Source organism: Pseudomonas sp. LAP_36, from assembly GCF_019456785.1.
Taxonomy (GTDB): domain Bacteria; phylum Pseudomonadota; class Gammaproteobacteria; order Pseudomonadales; family Pseudomonadaceae; genus Aquipseudomonas; species Aquipseudomonas tritici.
In genome coordinates, this window is sequence record NZ_JAHZMS010000003.1 from 262,295 (window position 1) to 278,651 (window position 16,357).

Annotated in this window: 19 protein-coding genes; 13 read left to right on the forward strand and 6 right to left on the reverse strand. The window is 61.1% G+C overall.

Features of this window, described 5'->3' with window-relative positions:
- Positions 1–59 precede the first annotated feature (59 nt).
- The 4 genes from JBO08_RS12255 to pilG are packed head-to-tail and all read right to left on the reverse strand — an operon-like array spanning position 60 to position 3,464.
- Positions 60–2,111, reverse strand: coding sequence for a methyl-accepting chemotaxis protein (locus JBO08_RS12255; protein ID WP_065871937.1), 2,052 nt, complete (start codon positions 2,109–2,111; stop codon positions 60–62).
- Positions 2,108–2,632 carry a chemotaxis protein CheW gene (locus JBO08_RS12260; RefSeq protein WP_065871938.1) on the reverse strand — a complete coding sequence of 175 codons (525 nt, stop codon included), beginning with the start codon at positions 2,630–2,632 and terminating at the stop codon, positions 2,108–2,110. Before JBO08_RS12260 ends, JBO08_RS12255 begins: the two co-directional genes overlap by 4 nt.
- 12 nt (positions 2,633–2,644) lie before the next feature.
- Positions 2,645–3,010 (reverse strand): twitching motility response regulator PilH, encoded by a 366-nt coding sequence (pilH, locus tag JBO08_RS12265; RefSeq protein ID WP_014720320.1) that lies wholly within the window; start codon positions 3,008–3,010, stop codon positions 2,645–2,647.
- 46 nt (positions 3,011–3,056) lie between these two features.
- A complete protein-coding gene (pilG, locus tag JBO08_RS12270; RefSeq protein ID WP_049711119.1) occupies positions 3,057–3,464 on the reverse strand; it encodes a twitching motility response regulator PilG in 408 nt (135 codons plus the stop codon).
- A 239-nt stretch (positions 3,465–3,703) separates the two neighbouring features.
- Here pilG and gshB point away from each other — a divergent pair, with 239 nt between their 5' ends.
- From gshB to JBO08_RS12305, 7 genes are all read left to right on the forward strand, one after another.
- Entirely contained in the window at positions 3,704–4,657 is a 954-nt protein-coding gene (gene gshB / locus JBO08_RS12275) for a glutathione synthase (protein WP_220074701.1), read from the forward strand.
- 77 nt (positions 4,658–4,734) lie between these two features.
- A complete protein-coding gene (locus JBO08_RS12280; RefSeq protein WP_220074700.1) occupies positions 4,735–5,640 on the forward strand; it encodes an energy transducer TonB in 906 nt (301 codons plus the stop codon).
- A 67-nt stretch (positions 5,641–5,707) separates the two neighbouring features.
- A complete protein-coding gene (locus JBO08_RS12285) occupies positions 5,708–6,277 on the forward strand; it encodes a YqgE/AlgH family protein (protein WP_065909996.1) in 570 nt (189 codons plus the stop codon).
- Positions 6,277–6,714, forward strand: coding sequence for a Holliday junction resolvase RuvX (gene ruvX / locus JBO08_RS12290; RefSeq protein ID WP_003176676.1), 438 nt, complete (start codon positions 6,277–6,279; stop codon positions 6,712–6,714). Before JBO08_RS12285 ends, ruvX begins: the two co-directional genes overlap by 1 nt.
- Positions 6,715–6,787: 73 nt before the next feature.
- Positions 6,788–7,294 carry a bifunctional pyr operon transcriptional regulator/uracil phosphoribosyltransferase PyrR gene (gene pyrR, locus JBO08_RS12295; protein WP_065871942.1) on the forward strand — a complete coding sequence of 169 codons (507 nt, stop codon included), beginning with the start codon at positions 6,788–6,790 and terminating at the stop codon, positions 7,292–7,294.
- Between the two features lie 24 nt (positions 7,295–7,318).
- On the forward strand, positions 7,319–8,323 hold the full coding sequence (locus tag JBO08_RS12300; RefSeq protein ID WP_025857712.1) for an aspartate carbamoyltransferase catalytic subunit: 1,005 nt from the start codon (positions 7,319–7,321) through the stop codon (positions 8,321–8,323).
- Positions 8,320–9,591, forward strand: a complete 1,272-nt coding sequence (locus JBO08_RS12305; RefSeq protein WP_065880184.1) for a dihydroorotase — start codon at positions 8,320–8,322, stop codon at positions 9,589–9,591. The genes JBO08_RS12300 and JBO08_RS12305 overlap by 4 nt, the downstream gene beginning before the upstream one ends.
- Before the next feature lie 144 nt (positions 9,592–9,735).
- On the opposite strand, the gene JBO08_RS12310 is transcribed toward JBO08_RS12305, so the two are convergent.
- Positions 9,736–10,164, reverse strand: coding sequence for a TM2 domain-containing protein (locus JBO08_RS12310; protein ID WP_065871944.1), 429 nt, complete (start codon positions 10,162–10,164; stop codon positions 9,736–9,738).
- Positions 10,165–10,414: 250 nt separating this feature from the next.
- Here JBO08_RS12310 and JBO08_RS12315 point away from each other — a divergent pair, with 250 nt between their 5' ends.
- Positions 10,415–11,053, forward strand: a complete 639-nt coding sequence (locus JBO08_RS12315; protein ID WP_065871945.1) for a C40 family peptidase — start codon at positions 10,415–10,417, stop codon at positions 11,051–11,053.
- A 145-nt stretch (positions 11,054–11,198) separates the two neighbouring features.
- Here JBO08_RS12315 and JBO08_RS12320 read toward each other — a convergent pair whose 3' ends face one another.
- Positions 11,199–12,233: a type IV pilus twitching motility protein PilT gene (locus JBO08_RS12320; RefSeq protein WP_220074699.1), complete on the reverse strand. Its 1,035-nt coding sequence runs from the start codon at positions 12,231–12,233 to the stop codon at positions 11,199–11,201.
- A gap of 57 nt (positions 12,234–12,290) precedes the next feature.
- Here JBO08_RS12320 and JBO08_RS12325 point away from each other — a divergent pair, with 57 nt between their 5' ends.
- The 5 genes from JBO08_RS12325 (at position 12,291) to metW (ending at position 16,343) form a co-directional block, all read left to right on the forward strand.
- A complete protein-coding gene (locus tag JBO08_RS12325) occupies positions 12,291–12,977 on the forward strand; it encodes a YggS family pyridoxal phosphate-dependent enzyme (RefSeq protein ID WP_065871947.1) in 687 nt (228 codons plus the stop codon).
- 34 nt (positions 12,978–13,011) lie between these two features.
- Positions 13,012–13,830: a pyrroline-5-carboxylate reductase gene (proC, locus tag JBO08_RS12330; protein ID WP_065871948.1), complete on the forward strand. Its 819-nt coding sequence runs from the start codon at positions 13,012–13,014 to the stop codon at positions 13,828–13,830.
- A 9-nt stretch (positions 13,831–13,839) separates the two neighbouring features.
- Positions 13,840–14,430, forward strand: a complete 591-nt coding sequence (locus JBO08_RS12335; RefSeq protein ID WP_065871949.1) for a YggT family protein — start codon at positions 13,840–13,842, stop codon at positions 14,428–14,430.
- A 145-nt stretch (positions 14,431–14,575) separates the two neighbouring features.
- Positions 14,576–15,715, forward strand: coding sequence for a homoserine O-acetyltransferase (locus JBO08_RS12340; protein ID WP_065871950.1), 1,140 nt, complete (start codon positions 14,576–14,578; stop codon positions 15,713–15,715).
- A gap of 7 nt (positions 15,716–15,722) precedes the next feature.
- On the forward strand, positions 15,723–16,343 hold the full coding sequence (metW, locus tag JBO08_RS12345; RefSeq protein ID WP_057006516.1) for a methionine biosynthesis protein MetW: 621 nt from the start codon (positions 15,723–15,725) through the stop codon (positions 16,341–16,343).
- Positions 16,344–16,357: the final 14 nt, after the last annotated feature.

The following is a 16,357-nucleotide window of genomic DNA, read 5'->3' on the forward strand; positions in this document are numbered from 1 at the left end:
GGGTTGCTGGTGCTGCCAAGAACAATGGAGATCAACTGTGGTGTTCTTTAGAAAGCATTTCAATCGTCGACTTGCTTGGGGGGCGGGAGGGTGAAACCCGACACCGACCGGCGCAACTGGCTGGCCATTTTTGCCAGGTTACCGATACTTTCGGCCGTAGCCGTGGAGCCCGACGAGGTCTGCGTAGTGATCTGCTGAATCACATTCATCGTCAGCGAAATCTGCCCCGCCGACGAGGTCTGTTGCTGCGCCGCGTTGGATATGCTCTGGATCAGCGCCGCCAGGGTCTTCGACACGCCTTCGATTTCTTCCAGCGCCACCCCGGCGTCTTGCGCCAGCCGCGCGCCGCGCACCACTTCGGTGGTGGTCTGCTCCATGGAGATTACCGCCTCATTGGTATCGGCCTGGATCGCGCGCACCAGGGTTTCGATCTGCCGGGTCGCGGCCGACGAACGTTCGGCCAGGCGCTGAACTTCATCCGCCACCACGGCAAAGCCGCGCCCTGCATCCCCAGCCATGCTCGCCTGGATCGCGGCATTGAGCGCGAGGATGTTGGTCTGGTCGGCAATGTCGTCGATCAGGCTAACGATGTCGCCAATCTCCTGGGACGATTCGCCCAGGCGCTTGATGCGCTTGGCGGTATCCTGGATCTGCTCGCGAATGTTGTCCATGCCGTGGATGGTGTTGTGCACCACCTCGTTGCCTTTGTTGGCAATCTCCACCGAACGCTCCGCCACTGCCGACGATTCGGCGGCGTTGGCCGAGACCTGATCGATGGACTGGGCCATCTGGTTGATCGCGGTGGAGGCTTCGGCGATCTGCTGGGCCTGATGCTCCGACGCCTGGGCCAGGTGCATGGCGGTGGCCTGGGTATCCTGCACCGCTCCGGCGACTTGCCCGGCGGTGAGGTTGATGGTGGCGACGAGATCGCGCAACTGATCCACGGAATAGTTGATGGAGTCGGCGATGGTACCGGTGAAGTCTTCGGTCACCGATGCGGTCACCGTGAGATCGCCGTCGGCCAAGTCTTCGATTTCATCCAGCAGACGCATGATTGCGTTCTGGTTGCGCTCGTTCTTCTCGGCGGTTTCATGCAGTTGACGGTTGGTCTCTCGCACCATCACCAGGCCGATCAGGATGATCGAGGTCAGCGCCAGCAAGCCCAGCACATAGCCACCGATGGTGTCCAAGCTGCGCCCATCGGCGAGATTTTCAAACCCGGTGGCCAGGTGTGAGGCTTCATCGAGCAGGGTTTGCGACAAGTTGAAGATGTTGCTCGCCGATGCGCGCACTTGGAACAGTTGCGGCGAGGTCTCAAGAATTTCATCCACGGAGCCGGAGACAAACTCAAACAGCTCGGCAATTTCCGCCAGCCGCGCGCGGGCGTCGCGGTCTTCGACCTGGGTGATGCGCAGGCCGGGGTTGCCCTGGAGCATGCCGTTGAGCACCTGCCCAAATCGGTTGGCATCGCGGCCAAAGGCGTCGGCGGCCTGCGCGGCGGTTTCGTCGCCGGCGAGCACGGTGTTCACCGCCCCCAGGATACGTTCAGCCAGCAATGACTGGCGCTGGGCCAACGCCACTTGGCTGGCCGGGGCGCCACGTTGCAGCAGGATGTCGACGACCTTTTCCGACTCGATCTGCAATTGCGGCACGGTCTCGGCCAGCGTCGCGGCAACTTGATGCAACGACAGCACGGTCTGTTCGCTGGCGAGAATCGCATCGGTATTTTTCAGCAGCGCCTCCCAGTCGGTCTGTACGGCGCGCATTTCGGCGCGTACCGCACTGGGCGCGGCGGGCAGCCCGGTTTGCGGGTCGCCTTTTTTCAGGTAGCCCCAGCGCTGGGCGAAATCGTTGCGCGCCTCGCCCAACAGCTTGAACGCAGCCGCCTTGCCGGCGGCGGCTTCGGTGGCGTTCTTGGCAATGCGCTGGGACAGCACGCGCAATTCACCGGCGTGGCCGATGTACTGTTTGTCATAGGTCGACTGGGTGTTGAGGTACGCAAAGTTGGCGAACAGCAACATGATGAACACGATCAGTGCAATAAACAGCACGATGATCTGCGAGCGGCTGCGCGAGCCGGCCTGGGGTTTGGGCGTGGTGGCGGTGGTCATGCGGCAACGTCCATGAAGCCTGGGGCCTGGGCCAGGGCGAAGGGGCTGAAAACCTGCCACTGCTGGTCGCCGTCGAACCAGCCTTGGATATACGGTGCGTCGGGTGCGGCGTTCGCCAGCCACGCGTCTTGTGCAAAATGCTGCATCCCCACCACCTCGTCCACCAGCAGCCCGACAAACAGGTCGTTACATTCCACCACCAACACCCGCCGCTGTTTGCGCGCCTTGGACAGTTCAAGGCCGAGGAACCCACCCAGGTCCATCACCGGCAACAAGCGCCCACGCAGATTAGCCACGCCTTTGACCCAGGCCTTGACCCCGGGCATTAAAGTGCAACGCGGCTCATGCAGGACTTCGGCGACTTCACCCATGGGCGCCACATACCAGTGCTGCCCCAGGCGAAAGCCGATACCGCTCCAACGTTGCAAGCGGGTTTCCTGGGACGGCAGGTCGGCGGCCAGCAGGCGGCAGCGGCGGTCGATGTCCAGCAACAGCTCAAAGGCGGTTTGCGACTCGGTCATGATGACGTGCCGTCAGCCGGCCAGCACCTTGTTCAGGGTGGCGATCAGGGTTTCTTCATCCACCGGCTTGGTCAGGTAATCCTTGGCGCCCTGGCGTGCCCCCCAGATCTTGTCGGTTTCCTGGTCCTTGGTGGTGATGATGATGATCGGGATGCCGTTGGTTTCCGGCTCCTTGGACAGCTGGCGCGTGGCCTGGAAGCCATTGAGGCCCGGCATCACGATGTCCATCAGCACGGCGTCGGGTTTTTCCTGGCGGGCCAGAGCCACGCCGTCCGCACCGTTTTCAGCCTTGAGGACCTGGTGGCCATGCTTTTCCAGCATGCCGGTGAGTTTGTACATTTCGGTCGGCGAATCGTCGACGATCAGAACACGTGCCATGGTTTTCCCCACTACATAGGTGGACACCGGCCCTTGTGAGGCGGTGTCAGTGTGCTTGTTCTACTGCGGCGAAGGCAGGCACGTAGGCCTTGATTGCGCCCAGCAGTTCTTCCTTGCTGAAAGGTTTGGTCAAAAACTGATCGACACCCACGGTACGGCCCTTGGCCTTGTCGAACAGGCCGTCCTTGGAGGACAACATGATCACCGGGATCGACTTGAACGCCGGGTTGTTCTTCACCAGCGCGCACGTCTGATAGCCATCCAGGCGCGGCATCATGATGTCGACAAAAATAATGTGCGGGTGATGATCAACAATCCGGGCCAGGGCATCAAAACCGTCGATGGCCGTGATGACATCGCACCCCACGTTCTTCAACAGGGTCTCGGCGGTGCGGCGGATCGTCTTCGAATCGTCGATCACCATCACTCTCAAGGCGTTGGATTGCTGTTCCATATCTGCTCTGCCATCGCCACAGCGAATCGGTTTTCGGTGTGTACTGCCTGATGTTGCACAGGATGAACGCCGCAAGCCTTGGAATTCAAGGGCTGCTGCGCTGTGGCAGTCTTTTTAGCACAGTCTCCGGGCGCAATCTATCGAGCAACCGGCCGGGTGGTTTTTCCTTGACCCACAACAGCCGCAGCGCCACTCTGACGCCACTTTTGTGTGCCCTTATTTGCTAGAGGAAATCCCCCATGAGCGTTCGCGTCGGCATTGTCATGGACCCTATCGCCAGCATTTCCTATAAAAAGGACAGCTCGCTGGCCATGCTCCTGGCCGCCCAGGCCCGCGGTTGGACGTTGTTCTATATGGAGCAGCGCGATCTTTACCAGGGCGACGGCGAAGCCCGCGCACGCATGCGCCCGCTGCAGGTGTTTGCCAACCCGCAGAAGTGGTTCGAGCTGCAAGATGAAATCGACAGCCCGTTGAGCGATCTGGATGTGATCCTGATGCGCAAGGACCCGCCGTTCGACATGGAATTCGTGTACTCCACCTACCTGCTGGAGCAGGCCGAACGCGCTGGCGTACTGATCGTCAACAAGCCGCAGAGCCTGCGCGACTGCAATGAAAAGCTGTTCGCCACGCTGTTCCCGCAGTGCACGCCGCCGACCGTGGTCAGCCGCCGCGCCGATGTGCTGCGTGAATTTGCCGCCAAACATGGCGATGTGATTCTCAAGCCGTTGGACGGCATGGGTGGCACCTCGATCTTCCGTCACCGCGCGGGCGACCCGAACCTGTCGGTGATCCTGGAAACCCTGACCGCCCTGGGCACCCAGCAGATCATGGGCCAGGCCTACCTGCCGGCGATCAAGGACGGCGACAAGCGCATCCTGATGATCGACGGCGAGCCGGTGGATTACTGCCTGGCGCGTATCCCGGCAGCCGGCGAAACCCGTGGCAACCTGGCGGCCGGTGGGCACGGCGAAGCACGGCCTTTGTCGGACAAGGACCGTTGGATCGCCTCCCAAGTCGGTCCAACGCTGCGTGAAAAGGGCTTGCTGTTTGTCGGCCTGGACGTGATCGGTGAGAACCTGACTGAAATCAACGTCACCAGCCCGACCTGTATCCGCGAGATCGACAATGCATTTGGCACGAACATCGGCGAAATGCTGATGGCCGCCATTGAGCGCAAGCTACAAGCCAAGTGACATAGAACAGCCGGACACATACCAACATTGCGTTATCATGCGCCACCTGTGAAACGCGCGATGTTGGTTTTTTTGTCATGACACTCCCGTCCGAACTGCCCCCCGAACTCTCCCATAGCGGCGTGCGCCCGGCTGATCGGCTCGGATTTACCCTGTTCCTGGCGGCCTTGATTCACCTGGCCCTGATCCTCGGCGTGGGGTTCACGATGGTCGAACCCAAGCAGATCAGCAAAACCCTGGAAATCACCCTCGCCACGTTCAAGAGCGAAAAGAAGCCCGAGAAGGCCGACTTTCTCGCCCAGAACAACCAGCAAGGCAGCGGCACCCTGGACAAGAAAGCCGTGCCCAAGACCACCGAAGTGGCGCCGTTCCAGGACAACAAGGTGAATAAAGTCACCCCGCCGCCGACGCCTAAGCCCGAGGTCAAGCAAGCCGCACCCAAGCCTGCGGTGACTACTGTCGCGCCCAAACCGCAAAAAGTCCCGACCCAGCGCGAAAAGGCCAAGACCGAACCCACGCCCGAGCCCGTAAAGCCAGCACCGACCTTCGACAGCTCGACCCTGTCCGACGAGATCTCCAGCCTCGAAGCCGAACTGGCCAACGAACAGCAGCTGTACGCCAAGCGCCCGCGCATCTACCGGCTAAACGCCGCCTCGACCATGCGCGACAAAGGTGCCTGGTATAAGGACGAGTGGCGCAAGAAGGTCGAGCGCATCGGCAACCTCAACTACCCCGAAGAAGCCCGACGCCAGCAGATTTACGGAAATTTGCGACTATTGGTATCAATCAACCGTGACGGCACGCTATATGAAGTGCAGGTTCTGGAGTCCTCCGGCCAGCCATTGCTGGACCAGGCTGCCCAGCGCATCGTGCGCCTGGCGGCACCGTTTGCCCCGTTCAGTGGGGATTTGAACGACGTCGACCGCCTGGAAATCATCCGCACCTGGAAGTTCGCCAAGGGCGATCGGCTTTCCAGCAATTGATGACAATTGCCGGATGCGGCACATCCCCACCTTGTCAGTTCGCCCCTCCAACGCCACACTAGCGGACATGAAAAATGTCAGCCCGACCTACCTCAAGCACCAATTCCTGATCGCCATGCCCCATATGGCCGACCCGAACTTTGCGCACACCTTGACCTACATTGTCGAGCACACGGCCAATGGTGCTATGGGACTCGTGGTAAACCGCCCGCAAGAGCTGAACCTGGCGGATATCCTCGAACAACTGCGACCAGACGTCGACCCGCCGGCCCGTTGCCAGGACGTGCCGATCTACATCGGCGGGCCGGTGCAGACCGATCGCGGTTTTGTACTGCACCCCACCGGGCCGAAGTTCCAGGCCACGGTTGATCTGGAAGGCGTGTCGCTGTCGACCTCTCAGGACGTGTTGTTCGCCATCGCTGACGGCGCTGGCCCCGAGCAAAGCGTGATCACCCTGGGCTATGCGGGCTGGGAAGCCGGGCAACTGGAGGCTGAGTTGGCGAGCAATGCCTGGCTGACCTGCCCCTTTGACGCCGACATCCTCTTCAACACCCCCAGCGAACTGCGCCTGGAAGCCGCGGCGGCGAAGCTGCGGGTCAACCTCAGCCTGCTGACCAGCCAGGCGGGGCACGCCTGATGGCCTTGCGTCTGATCCTCGGCTTTGACTACGGCACCAAGCAGATCGGCGTAGCCGTCGGCCAGGTGATTACCGGGCAGGCCCGCGAGCTGTGCACCCTCAAGGCCCAGAACGGTATCCCGGACTGGAACCAGGTCGAGGCCCTCATTAAAGAGTGGAAGCCCGACGCCGTGGTGGTCGGCTTGCCTTTGAATATGGATGGCACGCCCAGCGACATGTGCCTGCGCGCCGAAAAGTTCGCACGCCGCCTCAATGGCCGCTACAACATCCCCTTCTATACCCACGACGAGCGCCTGACCACTTTTGAAGCCAAGGGCGAGCGGCGCGACCGTGGCGGGCAGAAAGGCAGCTACCGCGACAACCCCGTGGACGCCATTGCCGCCGCCCTGCTGTTGCAGGGTTGGCTGGACGAAAACACTGCTTTATTTGAATCCTGACTGACGCGGCTTGCCGCGTCTTTTTACGTTTACGCCCGGACCTTGCCCCCGCCAAGGCCTTGAAGGAGCCACCATGAGCTTGCCGAACCCCGCCGAACTGATCAGCCAGATGGCCAAAAGCCTCACGGCCCATCTGCAACACCGCGCCATCAGCGAACCGCGTTTCATCGGCATTCGCACGGGCGGTGTGTGGGTGGCTCAGGCACTGCTGGAGGCGCTCGGCAGCGATTCGCCCCTGGGCACCCTGGACGTGTCCTTCTACCGCGATGACTTCAGCCAGAACGGCCTGCACCCGCAAGTGCGCCCCTCGGCCCTGCCCTTCGAGATCGAAGGCCAGCATCTGGTGTTGATCGATGACGTGCTGATGAGCGGCCGCACCATTCGCGCCGCCCTGAACGAACTGTTCGACTACGGCCGCCCGGCCAGCGTGACCCTGGTGTGCCTGCTGGACCTGGAAGCCGGCGAATTGCCGATCAGCCCGGATGTGGTCGGCGCCACACTGTCGCTGGAAGCCCACCAGCGGGTAAAATTGTCCGGTCCCACGCCGCTCGAACTCGAACTGCAAGACCTTGCCCTTTAAACCGCCTTGTACAGAGTCCCCGCGATGACGCCTCTAGATGCCAAGCGCCCGCTGCAGCTCAATGCTCAGGGCCAGTTGCAACATTTCTTGTCCCTCGACGGTTTGCCCCGCGAACTGCTCACCGAAATCCTCGACACCGCCGACTCGTTCCTCGAAGTCGGCGGCCGCGCGGTGAAGAAGGTCCCGCTGCTGCGCGGCAAGACCATCTGCAATGTGTTCTTCGAGAACTCCACGCGCACCCGTACCACCTTTGAGCTGGCCGCCCAGCGACTGTCGGCCGACGTAATCACGCTGAACGTGTCGACCTCGTCGGCGAGCAAGGGCGAAACCCTGCTCGACACCCTGCGCAACCTGGAAGCCATGGCCGCCGACATGTTCGTGGTGCGCCACGGCGATTCCGGCGCCGCGCATTTCATCGCCGAGCACGTGTGCCCGCAGGTAGCGATCATCAACGGCGGCGACGGCCGTCACGCCCACCCGACCCAGGGCATGCTCGACATGCTCACCATCCGTCGGCACAAGGGCAGCTTTGAAAACCTCTCGGTGGCCATCGTCGGCGACATCCTGCACTCGCGGGTGGCGCGCTCGAACATGCTGGCCCTGAAGACCCTGGGTTGCCCGGACATCCGCGTGATTGCACCGAAAACCCTGCTGCCGATCGGTATCGAGCAGTATGGCGTGAAGGTCTACACCGACATGACCGAAGGCCTCAAGGACGTGGACGTGGTGATCATGCTGCGCCTGCAACGCGAGCGCATGGCCGGCGGCCTGCTGCCGAGCGAAGGTGAGTTCTACCGCCTGTTCGGCCTGACCACCGCGCGCCTGGCCGGTGCCAAGCCGGATGCCATCGTGATGCACCCGGGCCCGATCAACCGCGGGGTGGAGATTGAGTCTGCGGTGGCCGACGGCAACCAGTCGGTGATCCTTAACCAGGTGACCTACGGCATCGCCGTGCGCATGGCGGTGTTGTCCATGGCCATGAGCGGGCAAACCGCGCAACGTCAATTCGAGCAGGAGAACGCCCAGTGAAGCTCAGCATTCTCGGCGCCCGAGTCATCGATCCAGCCAGTGGCCTGGATCAAGTTACCGATCTGCATCTGGAAGCCGGCAAGATCATCGCCATTGGCGCTGCCCCTGCTGGCTTCAGCGCGGTTGAAACCATCGACGCCAAAGGCCTGGTGGCCGCGCCTGGCCTGGTGGACCTGAACGTCGCCCTGCGCGAGCCGGGTTACAGTCGCAAGGGCAACATCATCAGCGAAACCCGCGCCGCTGCGGCCGGTGGCGTGACCAGCCTGTGCTGCCCGCCGCATACCAAGCCAGTCCTGGACACCTCGGCGGTGACCGAACTGATCCTCGACCGCGCCCGCGAAGCCGGCAATTGCAAAGTGTTCCCCATTGGCGCCCTGAGCAAAGGCCTGGACGGCGAACAACTCGCCGAGCTGATCGCCCTGCGCGACGCCGGTTGCGTAGCCTTTGGCAACGGTTTGGAGAGCTTTCGCAGTACCCGCACCCTGTGCCGCGCCCTGGAGTACGCAGCCACCTTCGACCTGACGGTGATCTTCCACTCCCAGGATCGCGACCTGGCCGAAGGCGGCCTGGCCCATGAAGGCGCCGTGGCCAGCTTCCTCGGTTTGCCGGGCATTCCGGAAACCGCCGAAACCGTGGCCCTGGCCCGTGACCTGCTGCTGGTGGAACAAAGCGGCGTGCGCGCGCACTTCAGCCAATTGACCAGCGCACGCGGTGTCGCCCTGATCGCCCAGGCCCAGGCCCGTGGCTTGCCGGTGACGGCGGATGTGGCGTTGTATCAGCTGATTTTGACCGATGAGGCGCTGATCGACTTCTCCAGCCTGTACCACGTGCAACCGCCGCTGCGCACCCGTGCCGACCGTGATGGTTTGCGCGCGGCGGTGAAGTCGGGTGTGATCTCGGCGATTTCAAGCCACCACCAGCCCCACGAGCGCGATGCCAAGCTGGCACCGTTCGGCGCGACAGAGCCGGGTATCAGCAGCGTTGAGCTGTTACTGCCGTTGGCGATGACGCTGGTGGAAGAGGGTTTGCTGGATTTGCCGACGTTGCTGACACGCCTGAGTGCAGGCCCGGCCGAGGCCTTGCGCCTGCCGGCGGGTAAGTTGGCGGTGGGTTCTGCGGCGGATTTGGTGCTGTTTGATCCGGCCAGCTCCACGGTGGCTGGGGAACACTGGCTGTCCAAAGGTGAGAATTGCCCGTTTATCGGGCATAGCTTGCCGGCGACGGTGCGCTACACCTTGGTGGATGGGCGGATCAGCTACCAGGCCTGACGCTGGCCTAGGGGTGGGCACAGTAAGTGTGGGAGCGGGCTTGCTCGCGAATGCGGTGGATCAGTCAGCATATTCGTTGGCTGACACACCGCTTTCGCGAGCAAGCCCGCTCCCACATTTGGCTTTGTATCGACCTCTAGGGACTTATCGCCCGTTATTGCGCTCCGCATTGCGAATCGAAATCTGCGTATTCAGCGTCCAGAAGTCATACAGCACGCCCACCAGGAACAAACCGCCGGTCAGCAGGTAGATCAGGCCGGAGATCCATTTGCCCTGATACATACGGTGCACGCCAAATACGCCCAGGAACGCCAACAGGATCCAGGCCACGTTGTATTCGATAGGCCCGGCGGTAAAACGCAGGTCCGCTTCACGGTCCATGGCCGGGATCAGGAACAGGTCGATCAGCCAGCCAATCCCCAGCAAGCCCAAGGTGAAAAACCAGATCGTGCCGGTCACCGGCTTGCCGTAATAGAAGCGATGCGCGCCGGTAAAACCGAAAATCCACAACAGGTAACCGATCACCTTGCTGTGGGTGTCTTGTTGCTGGCCAATCTGTTGATAGGTGTTCATCGCGTACCTCTTTTGCCTCGATAGAAAAAAATTTTCACTTTCTTTGTGACTTTTTTACAGGCGCCCGACGTACGGCAAATGGTATCTTCCCTGCCCTGAAAGCCTTATGCCACCTGCCTTGTGTAGGACAATTGCGGCGAATCGTCGCGTTTTTCCTGATTTTGACGTCAAGGTTCAGTCGACAAACGGCCTGAGAACGACACTAAAACCTGTTATAAAGTTGCGCGCAAACCCATAAGAGCCACGCCTAATGCGACCATTTTTCAAGACATGGCTAACCATTTGCCTATTAATGCCACTGGCCGCCCACGCCACCAATCGTGAGCAACGACTTCCTAACGTTAACGGTTTCACCCCTAAAGTCCACAGCACGCCAGGTACTACCAAGTCGGTAAAGCTGACTGTCAACCGCCCGACTCAACTGAGCAAGGCCCACAACGGCAAAGCAGTACCGGGCCTGGTAGGCGTCAACACCAAGCAGAGCAGCACCGTCCTCAGCCGCGCCGTCAACGTGCTCGGTACTCCTTATCGTTGGGGCGGTAGCAGCCCAAGTAAAGGGTTCGACTGCAGTGGTTTGGTGAAATATGCGTTTAATGATGTTGCAGCGGTGGACTTGCCGCGCACGTCCAATGCCATGGCCGCCGGCCACGGGCAGAAGGTTGATCGCAAGGACCTGAAACCGGGTGACCTGTTGTTCTTCAAACTGAAGAGCCGCCAGGTGAACCACGTTGCCATCTACCTGGGCAATGACCGTTTTATCCACGCACCGCGCCGTGGCAAATCGGTGAGCATCGACACGCTGAAAAAGCCGTTCTGGGATAAGAACTACGTGATTGCCAAGCGGGTTCTGCCGAAAGAGCAGAACAACTTGCGGATCGTTCAGCGCTAAGTTCAATGCCACCAGACTCCCCATTTGGAATGCAGCCAAATGTGGGAGCTGGCTTGCCTGGGATAACGGTGTGTCAGTCGCAAAAATATCGTCTGACAGTGCGCTATCGCAGGCAAGCCAGCTCCCACACTGATCTCACTGCTCTCTAGATATCTGCAGGCACCCTCGCCTTCTCCCGCGCTTCCTCCCTGCTGATCACGCCCTCCCCGACCAACGCCTTCAAACTCATATCCAGCGTCTTCATCCCCAACGCTCCACCCGTCTGGATCGCCGAGACCATCTGCGCCACCTTGTCCTCGCGGATCAAATTCCGAATCGCCGGCGTGCCCAGCATGATCTCGTGAGCCGCCACCCGCCCGCCGCCCATCTTCTTCACCAGCACTTGAGACACCACCGCCTGCAACGACTCCGACAGCATCGCGCGGACCATGGCTTTTTCCCCGGCCGGGAACACATCCACCAGCCGGTCTACGGTCTTCGCCGCCGAGCTGGTGTGCAATGTGCCAAACAGCAGGTGCCCGGTCTCCGCCGCCGTCAGCGCCAGGCGGATGGTTTCCAGGTCGCGCAGTTCACCCACCAGGATCACGTCAGGATCTTCCCGCAGCGCCGAGCGCAGTGCGGTGGAAAAGCTATGGGTGTCGCGGTGCACCTGGCGTTGGTTGATCAACGCCGTTTTCGGTGTGTGGATAAACTCGATGGGGTCTTCGAGCGTAAGGATGTGCTGACGCCGATGCTGATTGAGAAAATCGATCATCGCCGCCAAGGTTGTGGACTTGCCCGAGCCAGTGGGGCCAGTCACCAACACCAAGCCGCGTGGTAGCTGGGCGATACGCTGAAATACATCTCCCAGGCCAAGGCTTTCCAGGCTCTGCACCTCAGAGGGGATGGTGCGAAACACGGCGCCCATGCCACGATCCTGCTGGAACACATTCGCCCGGAACCGCGCCACGTCGGGTAGCTCGAAAGCAAAATCCGTTTCAAGAGATGTTTCGAAATCCTTTTGTTGGTGCTGATTCAGTAAGGGGCTCAATAAGTCCGCAACTTGCGTAGGTGAGAGCACCGGCCAATCCAGCGGCCACACCTCGCCATCCACCCGCAACATCGGCGCCAGGCCAGCCGACAAATGCAGGTCGGAGGCGCCACGGCGCACGCTGGCCGTGAGTAATTCAGTGATATCCATAGGGCTTTCCATTTCCAGTAGAATGCCGCGGACTCCATATCCACGGGCGCATCTTGAATGTCGACGATAGCAGACAACATCGGCCTGGTTAGCCAGCGCATCCGCGCCGCAGCCGACGCCGTGCAACGTGACGCAAGCAGCATCCACCTGCTGGCCGTGAGCAAGACCAAACCCGCACTCGCAGTGCGCGAAGCCTATGCCGCCGGGATGCGCGATTTTGGCGAAAACTATCTACAGGAAGCGTTGGGAAAACAGGCGGAATTGACCGACCTGCCCTTGAGTTGGCACTTCATCGGCCCCATTCAATCGAACAAGACTCGTGCGATCGCCGAGAACTTCGCTTGGGTGCATTCCGTGGACCGTTTGAAAATTGCTCAACGTTTGTCCGAACAGCGCCCGGCCAACCTGCCGCCGCTGAATATCTGCATTCAGGTCAACGTCAGTGGCGAAGCCAGCAAGTCCGGCTGTACACCCGCCGACCTGCCGGCCCTGGCCAATGCGATCAGCGCCCTGCCGCGCCTGAAACTGCGTGGCTTGATGGCGATCCCCGAGCCGACTGAAGATCGGGCGGCCCAAGATGCGGCGTTCGCCACCGTACGCGAGCTGCAAGCCCGTTTGAATCTGCCGTTGGACACACTTTCCATGGGCATGAGCCACGACCTCGAGTCGGCCATTGCCCAAGGCGCCACCTGGGTGCGGATCGGTACCGCCCTGTTTGGCGCCCGCGACTACGGCCAGCCTTGAAAATGGCTGACTTCTATTTAACCAAGGACCTGTCATGACAGACACGCGTATAGCTTTTATCGGCGCCGGCAACATGGCGGCCAGCCTGATCGGTGGCCTACGGGCCCAAGGCCTGGGCAGCGCGCAAATTCGCGCCAGCGACCCGGGCGCCGAGACCCGTGCCCGCGTCAGCGCCGAGCACGGCATTGAAACCTTTGCCGACAACGCCGAGGCCATCCAGGGCGTCGATGTGATCGTGCTGGCAGTCAAGCCGCAAGCCATGAAGGCCGTGTGCGAAAGCCTGCGCCCGAGCCTGCAGCCGCAGCAACTGGTGGTGTCCATCGCCGCCGGGATCAACTGCGCCAGCCTGAAGCAATGGCTCGGCGCCCAGCCGATCGTGCGTTGCATGCCCAACACCCCTTCGCTGCTGCGCAAAGGCGTGAGCGGCCTGTATGCCACCGCCGAAGTCAGCGCTGCCCAGCGTGACCAGGCCCAGGAGCTGCTGTCCGCCGTGGGCATCGCCCTGTGGCTGGAACAGGAGCAGCAACTGGACGCGGTCACCGCTGTGTCCGGCAGCGGCCCGGCGTATTTCTTCCTATTGATCGAAGCCATGACCGCCGCCGGCGTGAAACTGGGCCTGTCCAAGGACGTTGCCGAGCAACTGGCTGAACAGACCGCCCTGGGCGCCGCACATATGGCGGTGGCCAGCGACGTGGACGCGGCCGAGTTGCGCCGTCGCGTGACTTCCCCTGGCGGCACCACACAGGCAGCCATCGAGTCGTTCCAGGCCGGGGGCTTTGAAGCCCTGGTTGAAAAAGCATTGGGCGCCGCTGCGCACCGCTCGGCCGAACTCGCCGAACAACTTGGCAAATAAGGAGCCAACATGATTGGTTTGAACACCGCAGCCGTCTACGTGCTGCAAACCATCGGCAGTCTGTACTTGCTGATCGTATTGATGCGCTTCGTGCTGCAACTGGTGCGCGCGAACTTCTACAACCCGCTCTGCCAGTTCATCGTCAAGGCCACCCAGCCGCTGCTCAAGCCATTGCGCCGGATCATCCCGAGCCTGTTCGGCCTGGACATGTCGTCGCTGGTACTGGCGATCCTAGTGCAGTTGGCCTTGATGGCGCTGACCCTGCTGCTGACCTACGGCACCACCGGCAATTTCGTCCAGTTGCTGGTCTGGGCAATCATCGGCGTGACCGCGCTGTTCCTGAAGATCTTCTTCTTTGCCCTGATCATCAGCGTGATCCTGTCCTGGGTTGCTCCGGGCAGCCATAACCCTGGCGCTGAGCTGGTGAACCAGATCTGCGAGCCGGCCCTGGCGCCGTTCCGCAAGCTGCTGCCGAACCTGGGCGGCCTGGATATCTCGCCGATCCTGGCGTTCATGGTGCTCAAGTTGCTGGATATGCTGGTGATCAACAACCTGGCGGCCATGACCTCAATGCCGGACATCCTGCGAGTGCTGATCTAACACTTGGCGCAGCAACGTGTGGGAGCTGGCAAGCCAGCTCCCACATTTTGTATCTGCCTGTTGAATTGAATCCGCACAGGCCTTTGCTTGCCGCTAGGTGCAGCGGTCTTTAGACTTACGCCTCATTTAAACGAGAGCAGGGTCGATGCCAACTGCCTTTCCCCCCGATTCTGTTGGACTGGTCGTGCCCCAAGTGGCGCACTTCAGCGAACCGCTGGCCCTGGCCTGCGGCCGTTCGCTGCCTGCCTATGACTTGATCTACGAAACCTACGGCCAACTGAACGCCACGGCGAGCAATGCCGTGCTGATCTGCCACGCCTTGTCCGGCCATCATCATGCAGCCGGTTTCCACTCCGTCGACGAGCGCAAGCCTGGCTGGTGGGACAGTTGCATCGGCCCTGGCAAACCCATCGACACCAACAGATTCTTTGTTGTCAGCCTGAATAACCTCGGCGGCTGCAACGGCTCCACCGGCCCCAGCAGTATCAACCCGGAAACCGGCAAGCCGTTCGGCGCCGACTTCCCGGTGCTGACCGTGGAAGACTGGGTGCACAGCCAGGCGCGCCTTGCCGACCTGTTGGGTATCAATCAATGGGCAGCGGTGATCGGCGGTAGCCTGGGTGGCATGCAGGCGCTGCAATGGACCATCACTTACCCGGATCGCGTGCGCCATTGCCTGGCTATCGCTTCGGCGCCCAAGTTGTCGGCGCAGAACATCGCCTTCAACGAAGTGGCGCGCCAGGCCATCCTCACCGACCCCGAGTTCCACGGTGGTTCGTTCCAGGAAGCGGGTGTGATTCCCAAGCGCGGCTTGATGCTGGCGCGCATGGTCGGGCACATCACCTACCTGTCCGATGATTCCATGGGTGAAAAATTCGGCCGTGGCCTCAAGAGCGAAAAGCTCAACTACGACTTCCACAGTGTTGAGTTCCAGGTGGAAAGCTACCTGCGTTATCAAGGCGAGGAATTCTCGGGACGTTTCGACGCCAACACGTACTTGCTGATGACCAAGGCCCTGGACTACTTCGACCCGGCCGCCAACCACGACGACGACCTGGCAAAAACCTTCGAAGGCGCCACGGCCAAGTTTTGCGTGATGTCCTTCACCACCGACTGGCGCTTCTCGCCGGCGCGCTCGCGTGAGCTGGTGGATGCGCTGATGGCTGCGCGCAAAGACGTCTGCTACCTGGAGATCGATGCTCCGCAAGGCCACGACGCCTTCCTGATTCCGATCCCGCGCTACTTGCAGGCCTTCAGCAACTACATGAACCGCATAACTTTGTGAGAACGCCATGAGAGCCGACCTGGACATCATCCAAGACTGGATCCCCGCAGGCAGCCGCGTGCTCGACCTGGGCTGTGGCGATGGCGAACTGCTGAGTTGGCTGCGCGACCACAAGCAAGTCACCGGCTACGGCCTGGAAAACGACCCTGACAACATCGCCCAGTGCGTGGCCAAGGGCATCAACGTGATCGAACAGGACCTGGACAAGGGCCTGGGCAACTTTGCCAGCAACAGTTTCGACATCGTGGTGATGACCCAGGCGCTACAGGCGGTGCACTACCCGGATCGCATCCTTGACGAAATGCTGCGCGTCGGCCGCCAATGCATCATCACCTTTCCCAACTTCGGTCACTGGCGCTGCCGCTGGTACCTGGCCACCAAGGGCCGCATGCCGGTATCGGACTTCCTGCCCTACACCTGGTACAACACGCCGAACATCCACTTCTGCACTTTCGAAGACTTCGAAGCCTTGTGTAGCGAGCGTGAAGCCAAGGTGATCAACCGCCTTGCCGTCGATCAACAGCATCGCCACGGTTGGGCGAGTAAGCTATGGCCCAATCTGTTGGGTGAAATTGGTATTTACCGGGTCAGTAGTCCTGGCCTGACCGACCACAAAATTGCCGTCTAATCATCTTTCAAGAG

Coding starts and splice junctions, on each gene's coding strand:
- JBO08_RS12320 (WP_220074699.1), bottom strand. CDS start 12,233: ATGGATATCACTGAATTACTCACGGCCAGCGTGCGCCGTGGCGCCTCC.
- JBO08_RS12315 (WP_065871945.1), top strand. CDS start 10,415: ATGCGACCATTTTTCAAGACATGGCTAACCATTTGCCTATTAATGCCA.
- proC (WP_065871948.1), top strand. CDS start 13,012: ATGACAGACACGCGTATAGCTTTTATCGGCGCCGGCAACATGGCGGCC.
- pilG (WP_049711119.1), bottom strand. CDS start 3,464: ATGGAACAGCAATCCAACGCCTTGAGAGTGATGGTGATCGACGATTCG.
- pilH (WP_014720320.1), bottom strand. CDS start 3,010: ATGGCACGTGTTCTGATCGTCGACGATTCGCCGACCGAAATGTACAAA.
- JBO08_RS12340 (WP_065871950.1), top strand. CDS start 14,576: ATGCCAACTGCCTTTCCCCCCGATTCTGTTGGACTGGTCGTGCCCCAA.
- JBO08_RS12280 (WP_220074700.1), top strand. CDS start 4,735: ATGACACTCCCGTCCGAACTGCCCCCCGAACTCTCCCATAGCGGCGTG.
- JBO08_RS12310 (WP_065871944.1), bottom strand. CDS start 10,164: ATGAACACCTATCAACAGATTGGCCAGCAACAAGACACCCACAGCAAG.
- JBO08_RS12255 (WP_065871937.1), bottom strand. CDS start 2,111: ATGACCACCGCCACCACGCCCAAACCCCAGGCCGGCTCGCGCAGCCGC.
- metW (WP_057006516.1), top strand. CDS start 15,723: ATGAGAGCCGACCTGGACATCATCCAAGACTGGATCCCCGCAGGCAGC.
- JBO08_RS12260 (WP_065871938.1), bottom strand. CDS start 2,632: ATGACCGAGTCGCAAACCGCCTTTGAGCTGTTGCTGGACATCGACCGC.
- JBO08_RS12325 (WP_065871947.1), top strand. CDS start 12,291: ATGTCGACGATAGCAGACAACATCGGCCTGGTTAGCCAGCGCATCCGC.
- gshB (WP_220074701.1), top strand. CDS start 3,704: ATGAGCGTTCGCGTCGGCATTGTCATGGACCCTATCGCCAGCATTTCC.
- JBO08_RS12285 (WP_065909996.1), top strand. CDS start 5,708: ATGAAAAATGTCAGCCCGACCTACCTCAAGCACCAATTCCTGATCGCC.
- JBO08_RS12300 (WP_025857712.1), top strand. CDS start 7,319: ATGACGCCTCTAGATGCCAAGCGCCCGCTGCAGCTCAATGCTCAGGGC.
- pyrR (WP_065871942.1), top strand. CDS start 6,788: ATGAGCTTGCCGAACCCCGCCGAACTGATCAGCCAGATGGCCAAAAGC.
- ruvX (WP_003176676.1), top strand. CDS start 6,277: ATGGCCTTGCGTCTGATCCTCGGCTTTGACTACGGCACCAAGCAGATC.
- JBO08_RS12335 (WP_065871949.1), top strand. CDS start 13,840: ATGATTGGTTTGAACACCGCAGCCGTCTACGTGCTGCAAACCATCGGC.